The sequence below is a fragment of the Demequina sp. NBRC 110056 genome, from assembly GCF_002090155.1.
GTDB lineage: Bacteria > Actinomycetota > Actinomycetes > Actinomycetales > Demequinaceae > Demequina.
The window spans coordinates 382,381-399,093 of sequence record NZ_BBRM01000002.1 but is presented as its reverse complement, the minus strand read 5'-3'; the positions used below and the strand labels follow the sequence as shown (position 1 = coordinate 399,093).

At 67.1% G+C, this 16,713-nt stretch carries 17 protein-coding genes; all 17 read right to left on the bottom strand.

Annotated elements, in window-relative coordinates; all coding sequences use genetic code 11:
• Positions 1-20: 20 nt before the first annotated feature.
• The 17 genes from B7K25_RS13635 to B7K25_RS01790 all read right to left on the bottom strand — a co-directional run bounded on the left by B7K25_RS13635 (position 21) and on the right by B7K25_RS01790 (position 16,679).
• Complete coding sequence (locus tag B7K25_RS13635) at positions 21-641, bottom strand: hypothetical protein (RefSeq protein ID WP_159450086.1); 621 nt, start codon at positions 639-641, stop codon at positions 21-23.
• Positions 642-958: 317 nt separating this feature from the next.
• A complete protein-coding gene (gene nusB / locus B7K25_RS01865) occupies positions 959-1,399 on the bottom strand; it encodes a transcription antitermination factor NusB (RefSeq protein WP_084103687.1) in 441 nt (146 codons plus the stop codon).
• Complete coding sequence (efp, locus tag B7K25_RS01860; RefSeq protein ID WP_084103685.1) at positions 1,399-1,962, bottom strand: elongation factor P; 564 nt, start codon at positions 1,960-1,962, stop codon at positions 1,399-1,401. Before efp ends, nusB begins: the two co-directional genes overlap by 1 nt.
• 122 nt (positions 1,963-2,084) lie before the next feature.
• Complete coding sequence (gene aroQ / locus B7K25_RS01855) at positions 2,085-2,528, bottom strand: type II 3-dehydroquinate dehydratase (RefSeq protein WP_084103683.1); 444 nt, start codon at positions 2,526-2,528, stop codon at positions 2,085-2,087.
• 5 nt (positions 2,529-2,533) lie between these two features.
• A complete protein-coding gene (gene aroB, locus B7K25_RS01850) occupies positions 2,534-3,670 on the bottom strand; it encodes a 3-dehydroquinate synthase (protein WP_084103681.1) in 1,137 nt (378 codons plus the stop codon).
• Positions 3,667-4,191, bottom strand: a complete 525-nt coding sequence (locus B7K25_RS01845) for a shikimate kinase (RefSeq protein ID WP_084103679.1) — start codon at positions 4,189-4,191, stop codon at positions 3,667-3,669. The genes aroB and B7K25_RS01845 overlap by 4 nt, the downstream gene beginning before the upstream one ends.
• Positions 4,191-5,375 (bottom strand): chorismate synthase, encoded by a 1,185-nt coding sequence (aroC, locus tag B7K25_RS01840; protein WP_084103677.1) that lies wholly within the window; start codon positions 5,373-5,375, stop codon positions 4,191-4,193. Before aroC ends, B7K25_RS01845 begins: the two co-directional genes overlap by 1 nt.
• Positions 5,376-5,463: 88 nt before the next feature.
• A complete protein-coding gene (locus B7K25_RS01835; RefSeq protein ID WP_084103675.1) occupies positions 5,464-6,237 on the bottom strand; it encodes a hypothetical protein in 774 nt (257 codons plus the stop codon).
• Between the two features lie 2 nt (positions 6,238-6,239).
• Entirely contained in the window at positions 6,240-7,031 is a 792-nt protein-coding gene (locus tag B7K25_RS01830; RefSeq protein ID WP_084103673.1) for a PilN domain-containing protein, read from the bottom strand.
• Entirely contained in the window at positions 7,028-8,149 is a 1,122-nt protein-coding gene (pilM, locus tag B7K25_RS01825; RefSeq protein WP_234988033.1) for a type IV pilus assembly protein PilM, read from the bottom strand. The genes B7K25_RS01830 and pilM overlap by 4 nt, the downstream gene beginning before the upstream one ends.
• 19 nt (positions 8,150-8,168) lie before the next feature.
• Positions 8,169-8,981 carry an A24 family peptidase gene (locus tag B7K25_RS01820; RefSeq protein ID WP_084103669.1) on the bottom strand — a complete coding sequence of 271 codons (813 nt, stop codon included), beginning with the start codon at positions 8,979-8,981 and terminating at the stop codon, positions 8,169-8,171.
• Between the two features lie 6 nt (positions 8,982-8,987).
• Positions 8,988-10,526, bottom strand: a complete 1,539-nt coding sequence (locus tag B7K25_RS01815) for a hypothetical protein (RefSeq protein ID WP_084103667.1) — start codon at positions 10,524-10,526, stop codon at positions 8,988-8,990.
• A complete protein-coding gene (locus tag B7K25_RS01810) occupies positions 10,523-11,218 on the bottom strand; it encodes a type II secretion system protein J (protein WP_084103665.1) in 696 nt (231 codons plus the stop codon). Before B7K25_RS01810 ends, B7K25_RS01815 begins: the two co-directional genes overlap by 4 nt.
• Positions 11,218-13,251 (bottom strand): prepilin-type N-terminal cleavage/methylation domain-containing protein, encoded by a 2,034-nt coding sequence (locus tag B7K25_RS01805; RefSeq protein ID WP_084103663.1) that lies wholly within the window; start codon positions 13,249-13,251, stop codon positions 11,218-11,220. The genes B7K25_RS01810 and B7K25_RS01805 overlap by 1 nt, the downstream gene beginning before the upstream one ends.
• 72 nt (positions 13,252-13,323) lie before the next feature.
• Entirely contained in the window at positions 13,324-13,764 is a 441-nt protein-coding gene (locus tag B7K25_RS14010) for a prepilin-type N-terminal cleavage/methylation domain-containing protein (protein WP_084103661.1), read from the bottom strand.
• 203 nt (positions 13,765-13,967) lie between these two features.
• Positions 13,968-15,188, bottom strand: a complete 1,221-nt coding sequence (locus B7K25_RS01795; protein WP_084103659.1) for a type II secretion system F family protein — start codon at positions 15,186-15,188, stop codon at positions 13,968-13,970.
• A gap of 3 nt (positions 15,189-15,191) precedes the next feature.
• Positions 15,192-16,679 (bottom strand): type IV pilus twitching motility protein PilT, encoded by a 1,488-nt coding sequence (locus tag B7K25_RS01790; RefSeq protein ID WP_304441512.1) that lies wholly within the window; start codon positions 16,677-16,679, stop codon positions 15,192-15,194.
• Positions 16,680-16,713 lie beyond the last annotated feature (34 nt).

Genomic DNA, 16,713 nt, shown 5'->3' with positions numbered 1-16,713 from the left:
CCCTCACAGACCGACCGCGCTCACCCGAACCAGACGCTCGAAACACCCCAGTCCCAGAAGGTGTCGTCCTCGGCCTCGCAGGGCAACTCGTCGACCTCGGCCGCCGCAGCCGGCAGCGGGTCCACGAGCACGCACTCGAGCGGACCGTCCCAGCCCAGCTGGATCCCGACCGCGACGCCTGGCTGGCCCTCAAGACCAGCGAAGGGGAAGCCGAGCGTCATCACGCCCGGCCCCGCGACGACGTACCCGGCGTAGGTCTCGTCGTCCACCTTGGCGATGTCCGCGACGGGTGTGCCGTCGACGAGCACAGGCGTCTCCGCGGAGTCGACCATCAGCGGCGTGTAGTTGATGATGTCGCGCTCGGCGAGGTCCTCCTCGTGCCACGCGGTCGGCACGGCGACCTCACCGAAGGACACCTCCATGCCCGCGTGATCCCCATCCAGAACCGTCACGGTGGCCTCCCGCCACTCGGCGTCGAGTGCGCCGCGCAGCTCCTCACGCTCGGCATCGGTCAGCGCACGCCCGGGACCGAGCGTCAGCACCATGCGCGGCGGGATGCCGAACGGGTACGCGCTCGGCTCGTCCGTCAGCGACGGGACCAGCGTGACCTCGGCCGGGTAGGAAGCCGATGCGCTCGCCAAGCCCTCCTCCGCCGTCGCCTCAGCGCTCGGCGACGGGTTCGGCGACGGGCTAGCCGAGGCACTCTGCGGAGCGCTCGGTGAGGCACTCGTCGTCACCACCCCAGCCAGGTCCTCGTCACCCGCCGACGGCGACTCCCCCGCCCCGCTACACCCGGCGAGAACCAGGACAGCAGCGGTACCCACGCCTGACACGGCACCCAGCGAGCGCATCGGCCCTCCCCCACGGCGCACGCCGAGGCTCGGCGCTGCCTACCCTCAAGACGCCTGAGGGCGGCGGGAGGTTGTACGGCCGCCTCATGCGGCCGTCGACGAGAACGTCAGTCCTCGACGTCCTCCGCGGGCACGGAGCCCAGCGCGGGCGCCTCTCGCGCGATGCGACCGAGCACGCCGTTGACGAACCGCGGCGAGTCGTCGGTCGACAGGTCGCGAGCGAGCTCGACGGCCTCGTCGATCGCCACGGCCACCGACACGTCGGCGTTGAAGAGCAGCTCCCACGCGCCGATGCGCAACAGGTTGCGGTCCACCGCGGGCATGCGCTTGAGCGGCCAGTCCGGCGAGGCGTCGGTGATCAGGGCGTTGAGCTCGCCCCACCGCGACACGACGCCGCGCACGAGCTCGGCGCTGTAGTCAGGAAGCGGCGTCTCGCGCCCGGAGTCGAGCAGGCGACGCGTCAGGACGTCCCCAGCGTTCTCCCCGCGCTGCTCGGCCTCGAAGAGGACGTCGAGAGCGCGCTTGCGGGCCTTGGTGCGTGCGCCCACTAGTCGTTGACGCGGCCCAGGTAGTCGCCGGACTCGGTGTTGACCTTGACCTTGGTGCCCTGCTCGAGGAACAGCGGGACCTGGATCTCCTTGCCGGTCTCGAGCGTGGCGGGCTTGGTGCCGCCCGACGAGCGGTCGCCCTGGAGGCCGGGCTCGGTGTAGGTCACCTCAAGGACCACGGAGGCGGGCAGCTCGAGGAAGATCGGGTTGCCGTTGTGCGAGCCGATGGTCGCGTTCTCGTTCTCGAGCAGGTAGTCCGTGGCGTTGCCCATGACCTCGGGGCTGACCGACACCTGGTCGAACGTGTCGGGGTCCATGAACACGAAGCCGGCGCCGTCGTTGTACAGGTACTGCATGGTGCGGCGGTCGACGGTCTCGAAGTCGACCTTGGTGCCAGCGTTGAAGGTCTTGTCGACGACCTTGCCCGAGAGGACGTTCTTCAGCTTGGTGCGGACGAAGGCGCCGCCCTTGCCGGGCTTCACGTGCTGGAACTCGACGACGGACCACAGGTTCCCGTCGAGGTTGAGCACGGAGCCGTTCTTGATGTCGTTCGAGGTCGCCACGGGTGAAGTCCTTGTCAGTCAGGTGTCAGCGTCAGTCCGCGCGCCGCGCGGAGGCCGTCGACAATTCTAGCGGACGGGGCCTTCGCCCTGTGTAGCGCCGATGCGCTCGCTGGCTGGGGCTGTCAGCTCACCTTGGCGGCGATGGCCTCGAGGCCCAGGCGGTACGAGTCGATGCCGAGGCCCGCGATGGTGCCGGTGGCCACGCCGGAGATCACCGACGTATGGCGGAACTCCTCGCGCGCGTGCGGGTTGGTGAGGTGCACCTCGACGAGGAGCTTGCCGGCCGTCGTCACGAGCGCACACGCGTCGCGCAGCGCGTAAGAGTAGTGCGTGAAGGCGGCGGGGTTGAGGACGACGTGCCAGCCGTTGTCGACGGCCTCGTGCATCCAGCCCACGAGCTCGGCCTCGTCGTTCGACTGCCGGACGACGACCTCGAGCCCGAGCTCGCTCCCCCACTGCATCGCGTGAGCGGCGAGCTCGTCCATGGTCGTCGAGCCGTACTTCTCGGGCTCGCGGGTGCCCAGGCGGTTGAGGTTGGGGCCGTTGGCGACGAGGACCGTAGACATGTCCGTCAGCCTAGTGCCACGGCGTTCCCGGACTCGGGAGCCTTGGACACGGCGTCGTAGGCGCCCAGCAGCAGCGCCGGGTCAGGCCCTTCGAGCCGCACCGGGTTGCCGATGCCGTTGAGCACGACGAAGCGCAGCAGCGCTCCGCGCGTCTTCTTGTCGCGGCGCATGGCGGTGTGGAGGGCGTCCCACTTGTCGCTGCGGTACGTGGTGGGCAAGCCGAGCGACGTCAGCAGCTCTCGATGCAGCGCGACGCCGTCCTCGTCGAGGCGGCCCGCGAGGTGCGCGAGCTCCGCGACGAACACCATGCCCACCGACACGGCCGCGCCGTGCCGCCACTGGTAGCGCTCGGTGTACTCGATCGCGTGACCGAAGGTGTGCCCGTAGTTGAGGATCTCGCGCAGGTGCGACTCCTTGAGGTCCTGTCCGACGACGTCTGCCTTGACCTGGACCTTGCGCGTGATGAGCTCCGCGAGGACGGCCATGGCGTCCTCGGTGAGGCTCTGCGCACGGAGGGCCGATGCGTGCTCGCCTACCAGCTCGAGGATCCGCTGGTCGCGGATGAAGCCGCCCTTGACGACCTCGGCGAGGCCGGCGACTCGATCGTTCGCAGGCAACGTTGTCAGGAAGTCAAGGTCGCACCACACGGCGAGCGGCTCGTGGAAGGCCCCGACGAGGTTCTTGCCCTCCCCGGTGTTGATGCCGGTCTTGCCGCCGACGGCGGCGTCCACCATCGCGAGCACCGTGGTGGGGATCTGCACCACGGCGACTCCGCGCAGCCACGACGCGGCCACGAAGCCCGCGAGGTCGGTCACCGCTCCCCCGCCCAGGCCGACCACGACGTCGGTGCGGGTGAACTCGGACTTGCCCAGGACCTGCCAGCAGAACGAGGCGACCTCGGCGGTCTTGCCGGCCTCCGCATCGGGAACCTCGGCCAGGACCGGGGTGCGGCCGCTCGCCTCAATGAGGGCACGCAGGCGGTCGGCCGGCTCGCGCATCGGCGCAGAGTGCACCACGAGCACGCGGACGGCGGCCTCCGGCAGGGCGTCGACCGCGGCTGGAAGCAGGCCCGAGCCAATGGTGACGGTGTACGGCGCGGCAGTGGCGACGTCGACGGTGCGGGTGTCGATGGATGCGCTCATCGCCGTGCCTCCAGCTCCTCGATCGCCTCGGCCACCTGCTCGGGAGTGAGATCGTCGGTCTTCACGGTGAGGGTCGACAGCCCTTCGTAGAGCGGACGGCGCGCGTCCATGAGCGCCTGCCACTGCTGGCGCGGATTGCCGACGAGCAGCGGCCGCGAGCGGTTGAATCCCACGCGCGGCGCGGCGGCCGCGAGCGACACGTCGAGGAAGACGACGCAGCCTCCGGCGTCGGTGTAGGCAGTGAGCACGTTCTGAGTGCTCGCGTCCAGGATCGCTCCGCCACCGAGCGACAGGACGCCGTCGTGCTCCGCCAGCGCGGTCGCCACTGCCTCCCGCTCGAGGGCGCGGAACGCGGCTTCCCCGTCCTCGATGAAGACGTCCGGGATGGACTTGCCGGCTGTCGCGGCGATGTCATCGTCTGTGTCGCGCCACGCGAGCTCGAGCGACTCGGCGAGGCGGCGCCCCACGGACGTCTTCCCCGAGCCGGGCGGGCCGATCAGGACGATGCGCGGTCCAGGCATCAGCGCAGGTGGTCCGGGATCGCGGCCTCGTAGGACGCGATGTTGCGCTTGACCTCGGCCACCGAGTCGCCGCCGAACTTCTCGAGCAGCGCGTCGGCCAGCGTGAGCGCAACCATGGCCTGGGCCACGACCGCCGCAGGCGCCACCGCGCACACGTCCGAGCGCTGGTGGATGGCCTTCGCGGCCTCGCCGGTCGCCGTGTCGATCGTGTCGAGCGCGCGAGGCACGGTGCTGATCGGCTTCATGGCGGCGGAGACGCGCAGCGGCTCGCCGTTGGTCATGCCGCCCTCGACGCCGCCCGCGCGGTTGGTGCGGCGCGTGACGCCGCCGTCCTGGTACTCGATCTCGTCGTGGGCCTGCGAGCCACGGCGCGCAGCGGTGCGGAACCCGTCGCCCAGCTCGACGCCCTTGATGGCCTGGATGCCCATGAGCGCGGCTGCGAGGCGCGCGTCGAGGCGCCGGTCGCCGTGCACGTGGCTGCCGAGGCCCACAGGCAGGCCGTAGGCCACGACCTCGACGACGCCGCCCAGGGTGTCGCCGTCCTTCTGGCACTGGTCGATCTCCACGATCATCGCTGCCGAGGTCTCGGCGTGGAAGCAGCGAATGGGGTCCTCGTCGAGCGCGGGCGTCGCGTCCGCGGGAGGCAGCGGGGCGTCGTCGGGCACGCGAATGGGGCCCACCTGGACGGTGTGCGACACGAGGCGCACCCCTGCGGCCTGCTCGAGGAAGCTCTCGGCGACCTGGCCGAGCGCGACACGCGCGGCTGTCTCGCGTGCCGAGGCGCGCTCCAGCACGGGGCGCGCGTCGTCGAAGCCGTACTTGGTCATGCCGACCAGGTCGGCGTGCCCGGGACGCGGGCGCGTGAGCGCAGCGGCGCGGGCGCCCGAGAGCTCGGCCGGGTCGACCGGGTCCGCGCTCATCACGGTCTCCCACTTGGGCCACTCGGTGTTGCCCACCTGGATCGCGACGGGGCCGCCTTGGCTGACCCCGTGGCGGATGCCACCGAGCACCGTCACCTTGTCCTGCTCAAAGCTCATGCGCGCGCCGCGGCCATAGCCGAGCCGGCGGCGTGCGAGCGCCGCCTGGATCTCTGAGCTCGTGACCTCGACCCCAGCGGGGAGGCCTTCGAGGGTGCCGACGAGCGCCGGGCCGTGCGATTCTCCTGCGGTGAGCCATCTGAGCATGGCTGTCATTCTTCCAGACCTCTCCTGCCTGGCGTGACGCAGCACAACGCCCCCACGACTCGAGTCGTGGGGGCGTCGTGTGCGATGGCTAGTTCGCGACCAGCGGGTTCTCGGAGGACTGCGGGAGCGGCGTCGGCTCAGCCGACGGCTCCTCCTCCGGCTCCGTCGTGGGCGCGTCCTCGGCGGCGAGCTCCTCGACATCGGCCAGCACGAACGTCTGCCCCTCGAGCGTGGCCACAGTCGCGTCGTCACCGGATTCGCCGTTCGCGGCAGACGTCAGGTTCACGACATTGATCAGGACGATCCGGTTCTCGCCCGTCTGGAGGTCCCTGACCGCGGCCAGCACGTCGGTGTACTCACCGTCGAACTCGATGGAGACGGCGATCGAGAACAAGCCGGAGATCCCAGTGGCGACAGGCTCAGCGGGCGCGGGTTCCTCGTCCGTGGCCTCCTCGTCGGTCTCCTCACCCTCGACGGGCTCGGCCGGAGCGGGCGGAACAGGCTGCTCGACCTCCTCGGCGGTGCCGAAGGACAAGCTCGTGACGACGACCTCGTGCTCGTCGGCGATCGCGGCAACCAGACGCTGCAGGTCCGCGTACCGCTGAGTCGTCGTGATCTGCTCCTGAAGAGCGGCGAGCTGGAGCTCGTACTCAGGCATCCTCGCGAACTCGGCCTTGAGAACCTCTACCTCCTGCCGCGAGATCTCGTTCTGAGCCTCCTGCGCCTCAGTGTCCTCGCGCGTCTCAGCCGCTGATGCGAGGACTGGTGAGATCAGCAGGAACCAAGCGGCGACAAGAAGGAGGACGGCGACGAGGATCGTCGCGATTCCCCAGGACCTTGCGGTTCCGGTGGGCTGCTTCATGCTCACTCACCACCCTCGGTGTCAGCGCTCTCTGCCTCGGCGCCATCGAGCGCCCCGTCACCGTCGTCCGCCTGGTCCGAGAACTGGCGGTTCTGGAGCGCGTCGGTCGTCACCTGGATCGTGGCAGCGACCTGGTACTCGGTGTCGCCCTCCGAGTTCTGGAGCTCGGAGCTCTGAAGGTTGGCGTCGTCGAGGCCCGGAATGGACTCAAGCGCGTCGATCCAGTCCGAGGCCACCGGCAGCGTGGGCGAGAAGGCCGAGAACGTCACGACGCCGACGGCGTTGGTCGTCAGCGGATCCGCGCCTTCCACGAGCTCCTCGCCGGCAGCAGCGGCGGTGATCGCTACAGACTCGATGACCACGTCCTCCGGGAGCACGGCGGCGATCGCGTAGATGTAGGAAGGCCAGTTGACCTCGGTCTCCAGGACGAACGTGCGTGCCTCGGTGGTCGAGTCGATGTCGTTGATCACCTGGACCACCGGCGAGTACTCGCGCTTCTGCGCAAGCAGCTGATCAGCGGTGGCGAGGGCCTCGTCCTGCTTGATCGTGGCGTCGACCTGAACGAGGTACGCGCCGCCGAAGCCCACGGCGATCACGACGAGGGTCGCGATAATGCCCCAGATCATCCGTCGCTGAGCGGCAGCGACCTGGCGGCGGTGTCCGACCTCCGGGGGAAGCAGGCTCACCTGAGGCAGGTCGGGAACTCCGAACTTGCCTCCCTTCGCCGGAATCGTCGGCTGCGGACCAGGCGCAGTGCCCGGAGCTTGAACGTTGTCGTGCGCGACGGTGGTCATGCCGCCACCCCCATTCCCAGGCCCATGGACATCGCCATGGTGGCTTCGCGGCCCTTGAGGCCCTCGAGTCCGTTGATGCGCTTGCCGAGCGTCACGCCCTCCAGCGGGTTGCCCAACAGCGTCTGCGTACGGGTCTCGGAGGCGATCGCCTGACCGAGTCCAGGTACGGTCGAGCCCCCGCCTGTCAGCACCACGTAGGAAACCGGAGCCTGGCGGTTGTTCGACGCGTAGAAGCCGATCGAGTTGCGAATGCCCTCGACCAGGTTCCTCGCGGTGTCGTTGTACTGGTCGGCGGAGATCTGGTTCTCCGGCGCGCTCGACGCCTGCAGACCGCGTGTGATCACCTGGTGCTCGGCTTCCGCCTGCGACACCGTCTTCGCCCTCGCGAGGATGTCCGCAAGACCCTGAGTGCCTACGGGAAGCGTGCGCACGAAGCGCGGTGCGCCGTCCGTTGCCACGACGATGGTGGTGATGCGCGCGCCGATGTCAACGAGCGCCACGGTTCCGTGGCCCAGCTCGCCGCGGGCCATGACGCGAAGCAGCGCGAACGCGGAAAGGTCGACCGACAGGGGCTTGAGCCCTGCGGCCTCCGCCGCGTTCACGTTCGACATCACCGTCTCGCGTGCAGCCGCGACGACCAGCCCCTCGTACACCGTGCCGCTCGGACCAGCGAGCTCGACGGTCGGGTAGAAGTCGAGCACGGCCTCATCCACCGGGATCGGCAGCGAGTCCTCGACCTGGAACGGGAGCGAGGACCGGATGTCGGCCATCGGCATCTTCGGCAACTGCATCGTGCGTACCGTCACACGCTGGTTGCCGATACCGAGGATGACCTCCTTGGAACCGAAGCCGCCCTTGGACCACAGCTGCTTCAGAGCCTGTGCCACCGCAGGCTGGTCAACGACCTCTCCGTCGCGGACCGCGCCCGCAGGAACCGGCTCCTCGGCATAGCGGACGAGCTCGACGCGTCCTCCACCTGCTGACGAGACCTCCGCGGCTCGCAGCGACTTCGCGCCGATGTCGAGCCCGATTGCTTGTGTCTTTGCCATGGCTACCGCCCCTCCCGAGAGCCGACCATTGTCATCACCGATGCTGGTGTCATCATCGGCTTCCTCCATCCAGACCTTGAAAGAGACATCACGCCCACGTCCCCGTGTACGCGTCCCATACCGAGTCGCCCCATGCGACTCCCACTGCCGCGCCCGCGATCATCCACGGGCCAAACGGAATCCTTGTGCGCCGCCCACTCTTCTTCGTGGCGATGATGACCACCCCGGCGATCGCGCCGAGCAGGAACGCGGAGAACGCGCCCACGACGAGCGGTCCCCAACCCAGCCAGCCGAGCGCGGCGCCGATGACGCCGGCGAGCTTCACATCTCCGAAGCCCATGCCACCCGGGTAGACGATCGCAGCACCGAAGTACAGCGCAAAGAGCGCCGCGCCTCCGATCACCGCGCGTGCGAACGGCCACCAATCGCCAGTGATGAACGACTGTGCGGCGAACAGCACAGCGAGAACCCCGTAGGCAGGGAGAACCAAGGCGTTGGGTAGGCGATGAACCGAGAGGTCGATGCTCGTCAACGCCACGCCGAGAGCAGCGAGGTAGGCGTAGGCGACGAACTCGATCCCGAGACCGAAGTGCCAGAGGACGAGGACGAACAACAGAGCCGTAGCGGCCTCGATCAGCGGATAACGCACGGAGATCGGCTCGCCGCAGTCGCGGCACTTTCCCCTGAGCACCATCCACGACACGACGGGCACGTTGTCGCGCGCTCGCACAGGATGCCCGCACCCCGGGCACGCGCTGCGTGGGTGCGTCACGGACTCGCCTCGAGGGACGCGCCACGCCACGACGTTGAGGAAGGAGCCGATCCCGAGCCCCAGCAGCGCGACGAGGAACACCGTCGCCCACCACAGGGCGCCAGTGTGCTCGAGCTCAAGGGTTGTCATGTCGATCTATCCCGCTCGTCCTGTCAGCTCAGAGAACTCACCGAGCGTCGCATCCACCGGGTCGGTCGGCACGTTCCACTGCTGCGTCTCCTTGCCCTCGCAGGTCGCGACGACGATCCGGCTCCACTGCGAGCCATGCAGCGGGTACTCGCTGCCACCCACCGTCAGGCAGCGCCCGGCGCTGTCCTGGATGGTGTATGCGTCCTCGTCACCTGTCTGTCCGTATCGAGTCCAGGTGCGGCTATCTCCGGTGCAGGTGGTGCCAAACCGCGGATACACCGAGCCCGAGGGCGTGTACAGGCAGTACTTGCGGTCAGTTCGGTTGTCGACCAGGACGTGAATCGTCGTCGTCACAGACTCTGTGTCGGTCGGCTCGGCGTAGAACCACTTGTGGTTCCACTTGAAGCTGCCGAAGCCACTCGGGTCCTGCTTGCAGGGGTAGGCGATCATGTAGGACTTGTTGATGTCCTCATCGGTCACGTCGAGGCAACGACCGAACTCGTGGAAGTTCACCACCTGATTGGTCGCGTAGGACGCGTTGCCCTTGCCCACGGCAGGCTCAGGTGTGACCGACTTGTTGGTCGCCGAATTCGCGGCGGACAAGGCGTCGTTCGCGTCGACTCGCGAGTCCTGATTCACGAGGTAGCTGTCGGCGTATGCCGTGTTCGCGGAGTTCTGTCCCCGCCACGTGTGCGAGCCGGTCCACGAGAACCGCTGACCGAGGTCGTCACGGGTTCCGAGTGCGCACTCCTGCAAGGTGACCGCACGTGCGGAGCCGTTCGACCATGGCCGGCCCGAGATGCACATCGGGATCACACCCGGGAGGTCAGAGGACGCGAGGTGGAGCATGTAGTCCTCGTCCCACGTCCACGAGTTCAGAGCCGTCTTCTCGTTGCAGTCGCTGTGCCCAGCCGGCCGGTAGCGGATGTTCGCTCCCTCGCCGGCATGGTCCGCGACCAGGCAGTACTGGAGGTCGTCGTCGTAGATCTGACCACCGCTCACCTTCATGGTCGTCAACTGGAACTGGTAGGTCGCCTCGACGACGCGATCCGCTCGGTCGACTTGTGCCGTCGCCGTCACGTCGAAGCCCTCAGACTCGATGACTGCGAAGCGAGGGACGTCTCTGACGCCGCCGTTGAGGCCAGTACCGGTGTAGCAACGTAGCTGGTTGGCCGCACGCCACGTCTCGTCCCTGGTGGTCGGGTCGTCCTTGTAGTACTCGACTGTCGCCCGATAGGTGGTGTCCCCCGAATTGTCGACGGTCCCCTCGACGATGCACGGCAGTCTGTGGATATCGCCCATGATGGCTCCGGTGCCATCAGGCGCCGTGGCATTCCGCACCTGTGCAGCTGTGACGTCCAAGCCCGCCTGTGCCGCGGCAAGTGTCCGGCTGTTCTTGTCGCTGAACAGTGTGGGGTTTACCTGAGTCAGCACAGCACCGAGCACGAGGATCGCGAGCACGGTGAGCACCATCATCAGCATCAGGACGGACAGCATCGCGACGCCGTCGTCACGACGCATCAGGGCACGATCGAGGATCTTCATGGCCGGTCGACTCCCCCTCCGAGGCACACAGTCTCAGCTGGCGTGCCGTTCGTGACCGAACTTGTTGACGAGTTGCGCGCCACCAGTGTCACGTCCAGCTGCCCGCCTGACGCGTCGCGTGACTCGCCGATGCCGGCGTCGAGATACACAGCAAGCCGCTGGTTCACGTAATTGGGAGCGTCTGCGCGTGCTTGGCCAGCCCGCAGCATCGTGAAGGGCTGGTCGGAAGAGTCCGTGAGGTCATTGCGGAGCTGAGTCGCCACAGTGATCCATCCCGACACGGAACTCGGAGCCTCGGGATCCCATGAACGCCGCTGCAGTTCGGCCGTGGTGCCCCGAACCCTCCATTGGACGCACTCAGCGTCTCCGGACGCCGTGTTGGCAGGGATGAGGTACTCCACGTACCAGTTGCCGTTCACGCGCGCCGGCACGTTGATGTCGCTCGCGTAGCGCACTTCCTTGTCCAGGCGCTGGAAGACCGTGCGGAACTGCGTGGTGTTGTCAGAGACGGCCTGAGTGCGCACCGCGGTCGCCGTCATGCTGGACACCGCAGCCATGATCACGATCATCACGATGGTGAAGATGATCATCGACACCATGAGCTCGATGACTGTGAACCCGTCATCCGCGCCCTCACGCGCAGCGCGAACCCGGCGGCGAAGCGCCACGCCCCTGTTCAGCGCGGCCGTCATCACCTGCGAACCCTCACGCTCACCGTTGCTTCATCTGAGACGAGGGTGGGGTCCGTCAACGACACCAATCGATACGTGAAGCTGCAGTTGCGCGTCTGCGAGCCGCCATTCCAATACGGTGCCTGGTACCGGACGAAGTCATTGGACACCGCAGTTGCCGACCCGCACTGTGATGTCGGCTGGCCCGCGACCACCACGCGCATGCCGCTCGCGGGCACCCCCACGTTGGAGAGCCGCATATCGGTCGTGGTCGACCTGCGGACCTCCGGATGAGTGACGTTGGATGCCGTGGGCACGACACGGATCGTGATCGTCGCGGTGTCGTCGCTCGCGCGGTCGCCCGGCGACACCACCTCGTACTCGATCTCGTAGGTACCGATCGTCGAGGCCGCCGCCAGGAACTCAAGTTCCTCGCCAGGCGCAGGGTCCGACCCCGTCCCGGGTGCGGATCCATCGAGGTCGAGCAGTCCTGCGAGGTCAGCGTCATCCGCGTTCAGGATGCGAATGCGGATGTCATCTTCGTTGCCGGTCTCGTCCCGCCAGTCGATGGGATGCCAGACATCGCCGGTGGCGGCGTCGAACTCAAGCTCGAAGTCGTTGACTTCCAAAGGACGAACCTGCGTGGTGAGCGTCACCTCGACCGGAGTACGGCTGGGGAGCACGTTGTCCGCAGACTCGTTGACCAAGTAGTAGTAGAAGCGGGTTGTGACATTCTCGGTGTCGGGAGCCGCGAAGGACACGTTGCCGGCCCCATCGACGCTGACGCCGATGTCGCGGAGATCCTGAGCATCCTGCTCGCGCGCAGCGACAGTCTCAGGTTCGGGCTCGAGCCCGAACATGTCTACGCTGGTATCGAGTACTGGCACGATGCGGATCGACTCGCCCGCGCTCATCGTGTTGACGCCGCGGTCACCGTCGAGAAGTTCGTCGTTGATGACGGTGGTGGTGCTGGGCTCGACGAAGAGCGCATCCGCATCAGGGTTCGGCAGGACGCGGACGGTGACGGTCGCCGGCACGGCCGACTCCTCTCCCGCCGAACTCCGCACGCCGTAGGTGAAGGTCATCGTTCCCGAGTGGTCGTTCGGCGGGTCGAAGACGACGCCGTCGATGCCGCGCGCAGTCTGCACCCCCACCGAGGCGCCGAAGCCACCGGGTGACACCGACGAGAGTCCCCGAATCGGGCTGCTGGAACCGGTCTCGTCGTACTCGACCGTGTCGTTCGAGACGATCGCATGGAACGAAGGAGTGGCGTTCGCGTCGACGCTGAACTCATCGTCGTAGGCGAAGGGACCCACAACGGTGTTCCATGTCGGATCGCCGCTCGGGTCGACCAGCGAGGTGAGCCGGTACGACTGCTCTCCGCTCCCCGTGTCCCAGCTGACGACGACGCGCACACGGTACATCTGGATGTAGTTGGTGCCGCCGGGGTTTGCCTTGACACAGTCCTGGGAGATCGTCGAAGCGGCGCGCAGGCGGTAGCACGAGCCGATCAGCGTGTCGATGGTGTACTCCTGACCGTCGACGAAAGCGGTGTCGCGCACCGGAACCCACTGCTCAAGGCCAGGATCAGGGTCGGACACAGGGTTCATGTCGACGGTGTCGGCCGGGTCGGCCGCGTCCCACACCGTCTGGACCGCGGAGTACGAACGGCCCTTCACGATGCCGGCGGTCCCGGTGGCATTTACGGCCCCGCCAGCAACGGAGCGGACTGAGTCCATGGCCGAGTTGGCGATGCCCACCGCAGCCTGCTGGCGCTGGAGGTCGGAAGTCTTGCTGACGCCGCTGAGGAACAGGGCAAGGAAGGCGAGGGAGACCAGGCTCAGAATGAAGAGAGCCGCCATCACCTCGACGAGGGTGAAGCCTGCGTCGTGTTCGGGCGCGTCGAAGTCGCGCTGTCGCTCTGCGTTTGGCTTAGCCACGTTCCGCGCTCCCCTCAGCTGATTCTCGACCTCGTTGACGATGTGCGGATTGCTGACGACGATCGTCGCGCCGTGGGTGAAAACTGCTGCGGGTCGGTGGGAGAGGACTCGCATCCTCTCCCACCGACCGTTGGCTGACCGGTGCCGCGCTGAATCTAGGCGCTCACCAGATCTGAGCCGCCTGAATTAGCCCAGACCGCCCGTGGTGCTGTCGTAGCTGATTCCGCCGTCGTCGGCCGGGTCAGCATCGTCACCATTGGCGTTGGTGCCGAGGAGCTGGAAGCCTCCGTCGATCGCCGTGTAGGTAACCGTCGTCTCGTTGGCCGAGAACTGAATCGTGTTGGCCTCGGAGTCATCCGTCGCGGCGATCGTGATCGAACCCGTACCCTCCGGAACCTCGGCCGTAGTGGGGTAGCGCTGGTTGTCGACGAAGAACGTCTCCACGTTGGTGGCGATGTTTCGCAGGTCGGACTCGACACCCGAGTCGACCGCGCGCTCGCGCTGGTTAAGGAACACCGGGATCGCGATGGCCGCGAGGATGCCGATGATGATGATGACGACGAGGAGCTCGATCAGGGTGAAGCCCTGGTCCTTCTCCTTCATGGACTGCTGAATGCGAGCGATCATGCTCGTCCCCTCCAGTTTTCTTCTTCGATTTCAAATACCACGGCGTGGCATTCAGGTGCCGACCAGTGATTACCCTCAACTAGCCAGGACTACTGCCCTTCTGGCACGGTTTGTCGAGAGATTTCCGTTTCCCTCGATGACACTTTTCTACCGGATCTGCCTGGGGTCACCTAGTACTCTGTGACACATTCCACTTGGCATGTCTACTGGATCTGATCGTAGATCGAGAACATGGGCAGATACATCGTGATGACCATTCCACCGACGATGATGCCGACGAACATGATCAAAAGCGGCTCGATAAGGCTCGTCAGTTGTTCGGTCGTGGACTCGACCTCCTGGTCGTAGAAATCCGCGACCTTGGTCAGCATGGTGTCGAGCGCGCCCGTATCCTCTCCGACCGCCATCATCTGGGCAACCATGGGCGGGAAGACCGCGCTGCCCGCCATGTTGGATGTGATGGACTGACCCTTCCGCACAGCATCCTGAAGATCGAGGGTGGCCTTCTCGACCACGGTGTTGCCGCTCGCCTCTCCGACGATGCTCAGCGCCTGGAGGATAGGCACGCCGGCCTTGAGCATGGCTGAGAGATTCCTTGAGAAGCGCGCAAGCGCGATCTTCTTGACGAGCGCACCGAAGACCGGCGCCTTGAGCTTGAGCGGGTCGAGCTTCTCCCGCAGCCAGCGGTCGTTCTTGTGACGGCCCCACCACCACAAGAACACGAACACAAGGACGATGATCGGAATGATCGCGACCTTGAGCCAGTCCGACAGCGTGATCATGATCTGCGTCGGCAGGGGCAACTCTGCGCCAAGACCAGAGAACATGTCGGCGAAGACTGGGATGATGAACAGGAGCATTGCCGTAGCTGCGATGATGGCGATGCACAGCACGACGACGGGGTACGTCATCGCCGACTTCACCTTGGAGCGAAGCTTGACCTCGTCTTCGAAGTTCTCGGCGAGAGCCACCAGGGTCTCGTCGAGGAAACCGCCAACCTCGCCGGCCTTGACCATGTTGACCATGAGCGGCGGGAACACCTGCGGGTGCTTGGCAAGTGCCGCCGACAACGACCGACCAACCTCGACGTCGTTGCGGACGTCGCTGAGCACGTTGGCCAGCGCTTTGTTCTCGGTCTGCTCGACGAGGATGATGAGGGCGCGGAGTAGCGACAGCCCTGAGTCGATCATCGTCGCGAGCTGGCGGGACATCACGGCGATGTCCTTGAGCCCGATCTTGTCGCTCAAGCCCGGGATCTTGATGTCGCGGTTGAGGCCAGTCGCCATGCCGTCTTCGACCGACAGCGGCGTCAGGCCCTTGGCGCGAAGTTGCGCGGCGACGGCCTGCGACGACGTCCCCTCGACCGTGTCCTTGACCTTCTTGCCCGACGCGTCGACAGCGACGTAGCTGAACGTATTCGCCATGACCTACTCCACCCTCCCGTGCCGGCCACAGAGCCTGTTGAACTCCTCGTAGGACTGGCACATCTCGAGTGCATCGTCGTAGGCGACCACCGACGACTTCACGAGGTCCGCGAGGTGCTGGTCCATGGACTGCATACCGAGCGCGGCGCCGGCCTGAAGCGCGGTGTAGATCTGGTGCGTCTTGCCTTCGCGGATGAGGTTGCGGATGGCCGGCGTCGCGACCATGACCTCGACGGCGACCGCACGGCCGCTCGTGTCCGAGCGCGGCAGCAGCGTCTGGCAGACGACACCCTGGATCGCGGTCGCGAGCTGCACGCGCACCTGGCCCTGCTGCTCCGCCGGGAACACGTCGATCACACGGTCGATGGTCTGCGCCGCGTCCTGCGTGTGCAGCGTCGCGAAGACGAGGTGACCGGTCTCGGCCGCGGTGAGCGCGACCGAGATGGTCTCGAGGTCACGCATCTCGCCGATGAGGATGATGTCCGGGTCCTGGCGCAGCACGTGCTTGAGCGCCCGCTGGAAGGACTTGGTGTCCGCACCCACCTCGCGCTGGTTCACCAGCGAGCGCTTGTGACGGTGGAGGAACTCGATGGGATCCTCGACCGTCATGATGTGCGCGCGGCGCGCGCGGTTCGCCAGGTCCACGAGCGACGCGAGCGTCGTCGACTTGCCCGAACCCGTGGGGCCCGTCACGAGGACCAGACCACGCGGCAGCGAGGCGAAGTTCGCCACCACCTCAGGGACGCCGAGCGCCTCGAGCGGCTTGATCTCGTACGGGATCAGACGGAAGGCCGCACCGACCGACTCGCGCTGCTTGTACATGTTGACGCGGAAGCGAGCCTCGCCCACCAGCGCGTAGGAGAAGTCGAGCTCGAGCTCCTCCTCGAACTTCTCTCGCTGCGCCTGCGTCAGGATCTGGTAGAGCGCCCGCTGGAGGCCCTCCTTCTCCAGCCGCGGGAAGCCCTCGATGGGACGCAGGCCGCCGTCGACGCGCACCATGGGCGGCGCGCCCGTGGTGACGTGGAGGTCCGAGGCCTTCGCCTGAAGCATCGCGCGCAGCGCCATCGAGATGTCGAGATCGCCCTCGTGGGCGTCCTGGCTCATGCCGATGCGCTTGTGGGCGGCGGGGGCCGCCGCACCTGCACCCGCGGCACCAGCGGCCGATGCGGTCTGAGCGGGCGTCGCCGACGCCACCGGCGACGCCGCCTGGGCGGGCACCTGAGACATCGGCTGACGGACGGGCTGCTGCGGCGCCGGCGGCTGAGCGGGCTGAGCCGGTGCGAAGTGGCCCTGCGGGATCTGGCCAGAGGTCGGCTGCGGCGCCGACATGGGCTGACGCTGCGTAACACCAGGCTGCGGCGCGCCCTGCGGCGGCACGGGCTGCTGCCCCGCCGGCGGCTGAGGCGAGAATCCAGGCTGCGAGGCCATCGGCTGCGGAGCGGCGGGAACGCCGGGCCCTCCCGCCTGACCCTCAGGCATGAAGCTGGTCATGAATCCTCCCCTGCGGCCCGGGCGCTCACCCGTG

What these genes read in the sequence shown, in the direction of transcription:
- aroB (WP_084103681.1), bottom strand. Translation starts at nt 3,670, where the DNA reads ATGAGCGCATCCATCGACACCCGCACCGTCGACGTCGCCACTGCCGCG.
- B7K25_RS01805 (WP_084103663.1), bottom strand. Translation starts at nt 13,251, where the DNA reads ATGCGAGTCCTCTCCCACCGACCCGCAGCAGTTTTCACCCACGGCGCG.
- B7K25_RS01830 (WP_084103673.1), bottom strand. Translation starts at nt 7,031, where the DNA reads ATGACCACCGTCGCGCACGACAACGTTCAAGCTCCGGGCACTGCGCCT.
- B7K25_RS01810 (WP_084103665.1), bottom strand. Translation starts at nt 11,218, where the DNA reads ATGACGGCCGCGCTGAACAGGGGCGTGGCGCTTCGCCGCCGGGTTCGC.
- pilM (WP_234988033.1), bottom strand. Translation starts at nt 8,149, where the DNA reads ATGGAGGAAGCCGATGATGACACCAGCATCGGTGATGACAATGGTCGG.
- B7K25_RS01835 (WP_084103675.1), bottom strand. Translation starts at nt 6,237, where the DNA reads ATGAAGCAGCCCACCGGAACCGCAAGGTCCTGGGGAATCGCGACGATC.
- aroQ (WP_084103683.1), bottom strand. Translation starts at nt 2,528, where the DNA reads ATGTCTACGGTCCTCGTCGCCAACGGCCCCAACCTCAACCGCCTGGGC.
- aroC (WP_084103677.1), bottom strand. Translation starts at nt 5,375, where the DNA reads ATGCTCAGATGGCTCACCGCAGGAGAATCGCACGGCCCGGCGCTCGTC.
- B7K25_RS01795 (WP_084103659.1), bottom strand. Translation starts at nt 15,188, where the DNA reads ATGGCGAATACGTTCAGCTACGTCGCTGTCGACGCGTCGGGCAAGAAG.
- B7K25_RS01820 (WP_084103669.1), bottom strand. Translation starts at nt 8,981, where the DNA reads ATGACAACCCTTGAGCTCGAGCACACTGGCGCCCTGTGGTGGGCGACG.
- B7K25_RS01815 (WP_084103667.1), bottom strand. Translation starts at nt 10,526, where the DNA reads ATGAAGATCCTCGATCGTGCCCTGATGCGTCGTGACGACGGCGTCGCG.
- B7K25_RS01790 (WP_304441512.1), bottom strand. Translation starts at nt 16,679, where the DNA reads ATGACCAGCTTCATGCCTGAGGGTCAGGCGGGAGGGCCCGGCGTTCCC.
- B7K25_RS01845 (WP_084103679.1), bottom strand. Translation starts at nt 4,191, where the DNA reads ATGCCTGGACCGCGCATCGTCCTGATCGGCCCGCCCGGCTCGGGGAAG.
- B7K25_RS14010 (WP_084103661.1), bottom strand. Translation starts at nt 13,764, where the DNA reads ATGATCGCTCGCATTCAGCAGTCCATGAAGGAGAAGGACCAGGGCTTC.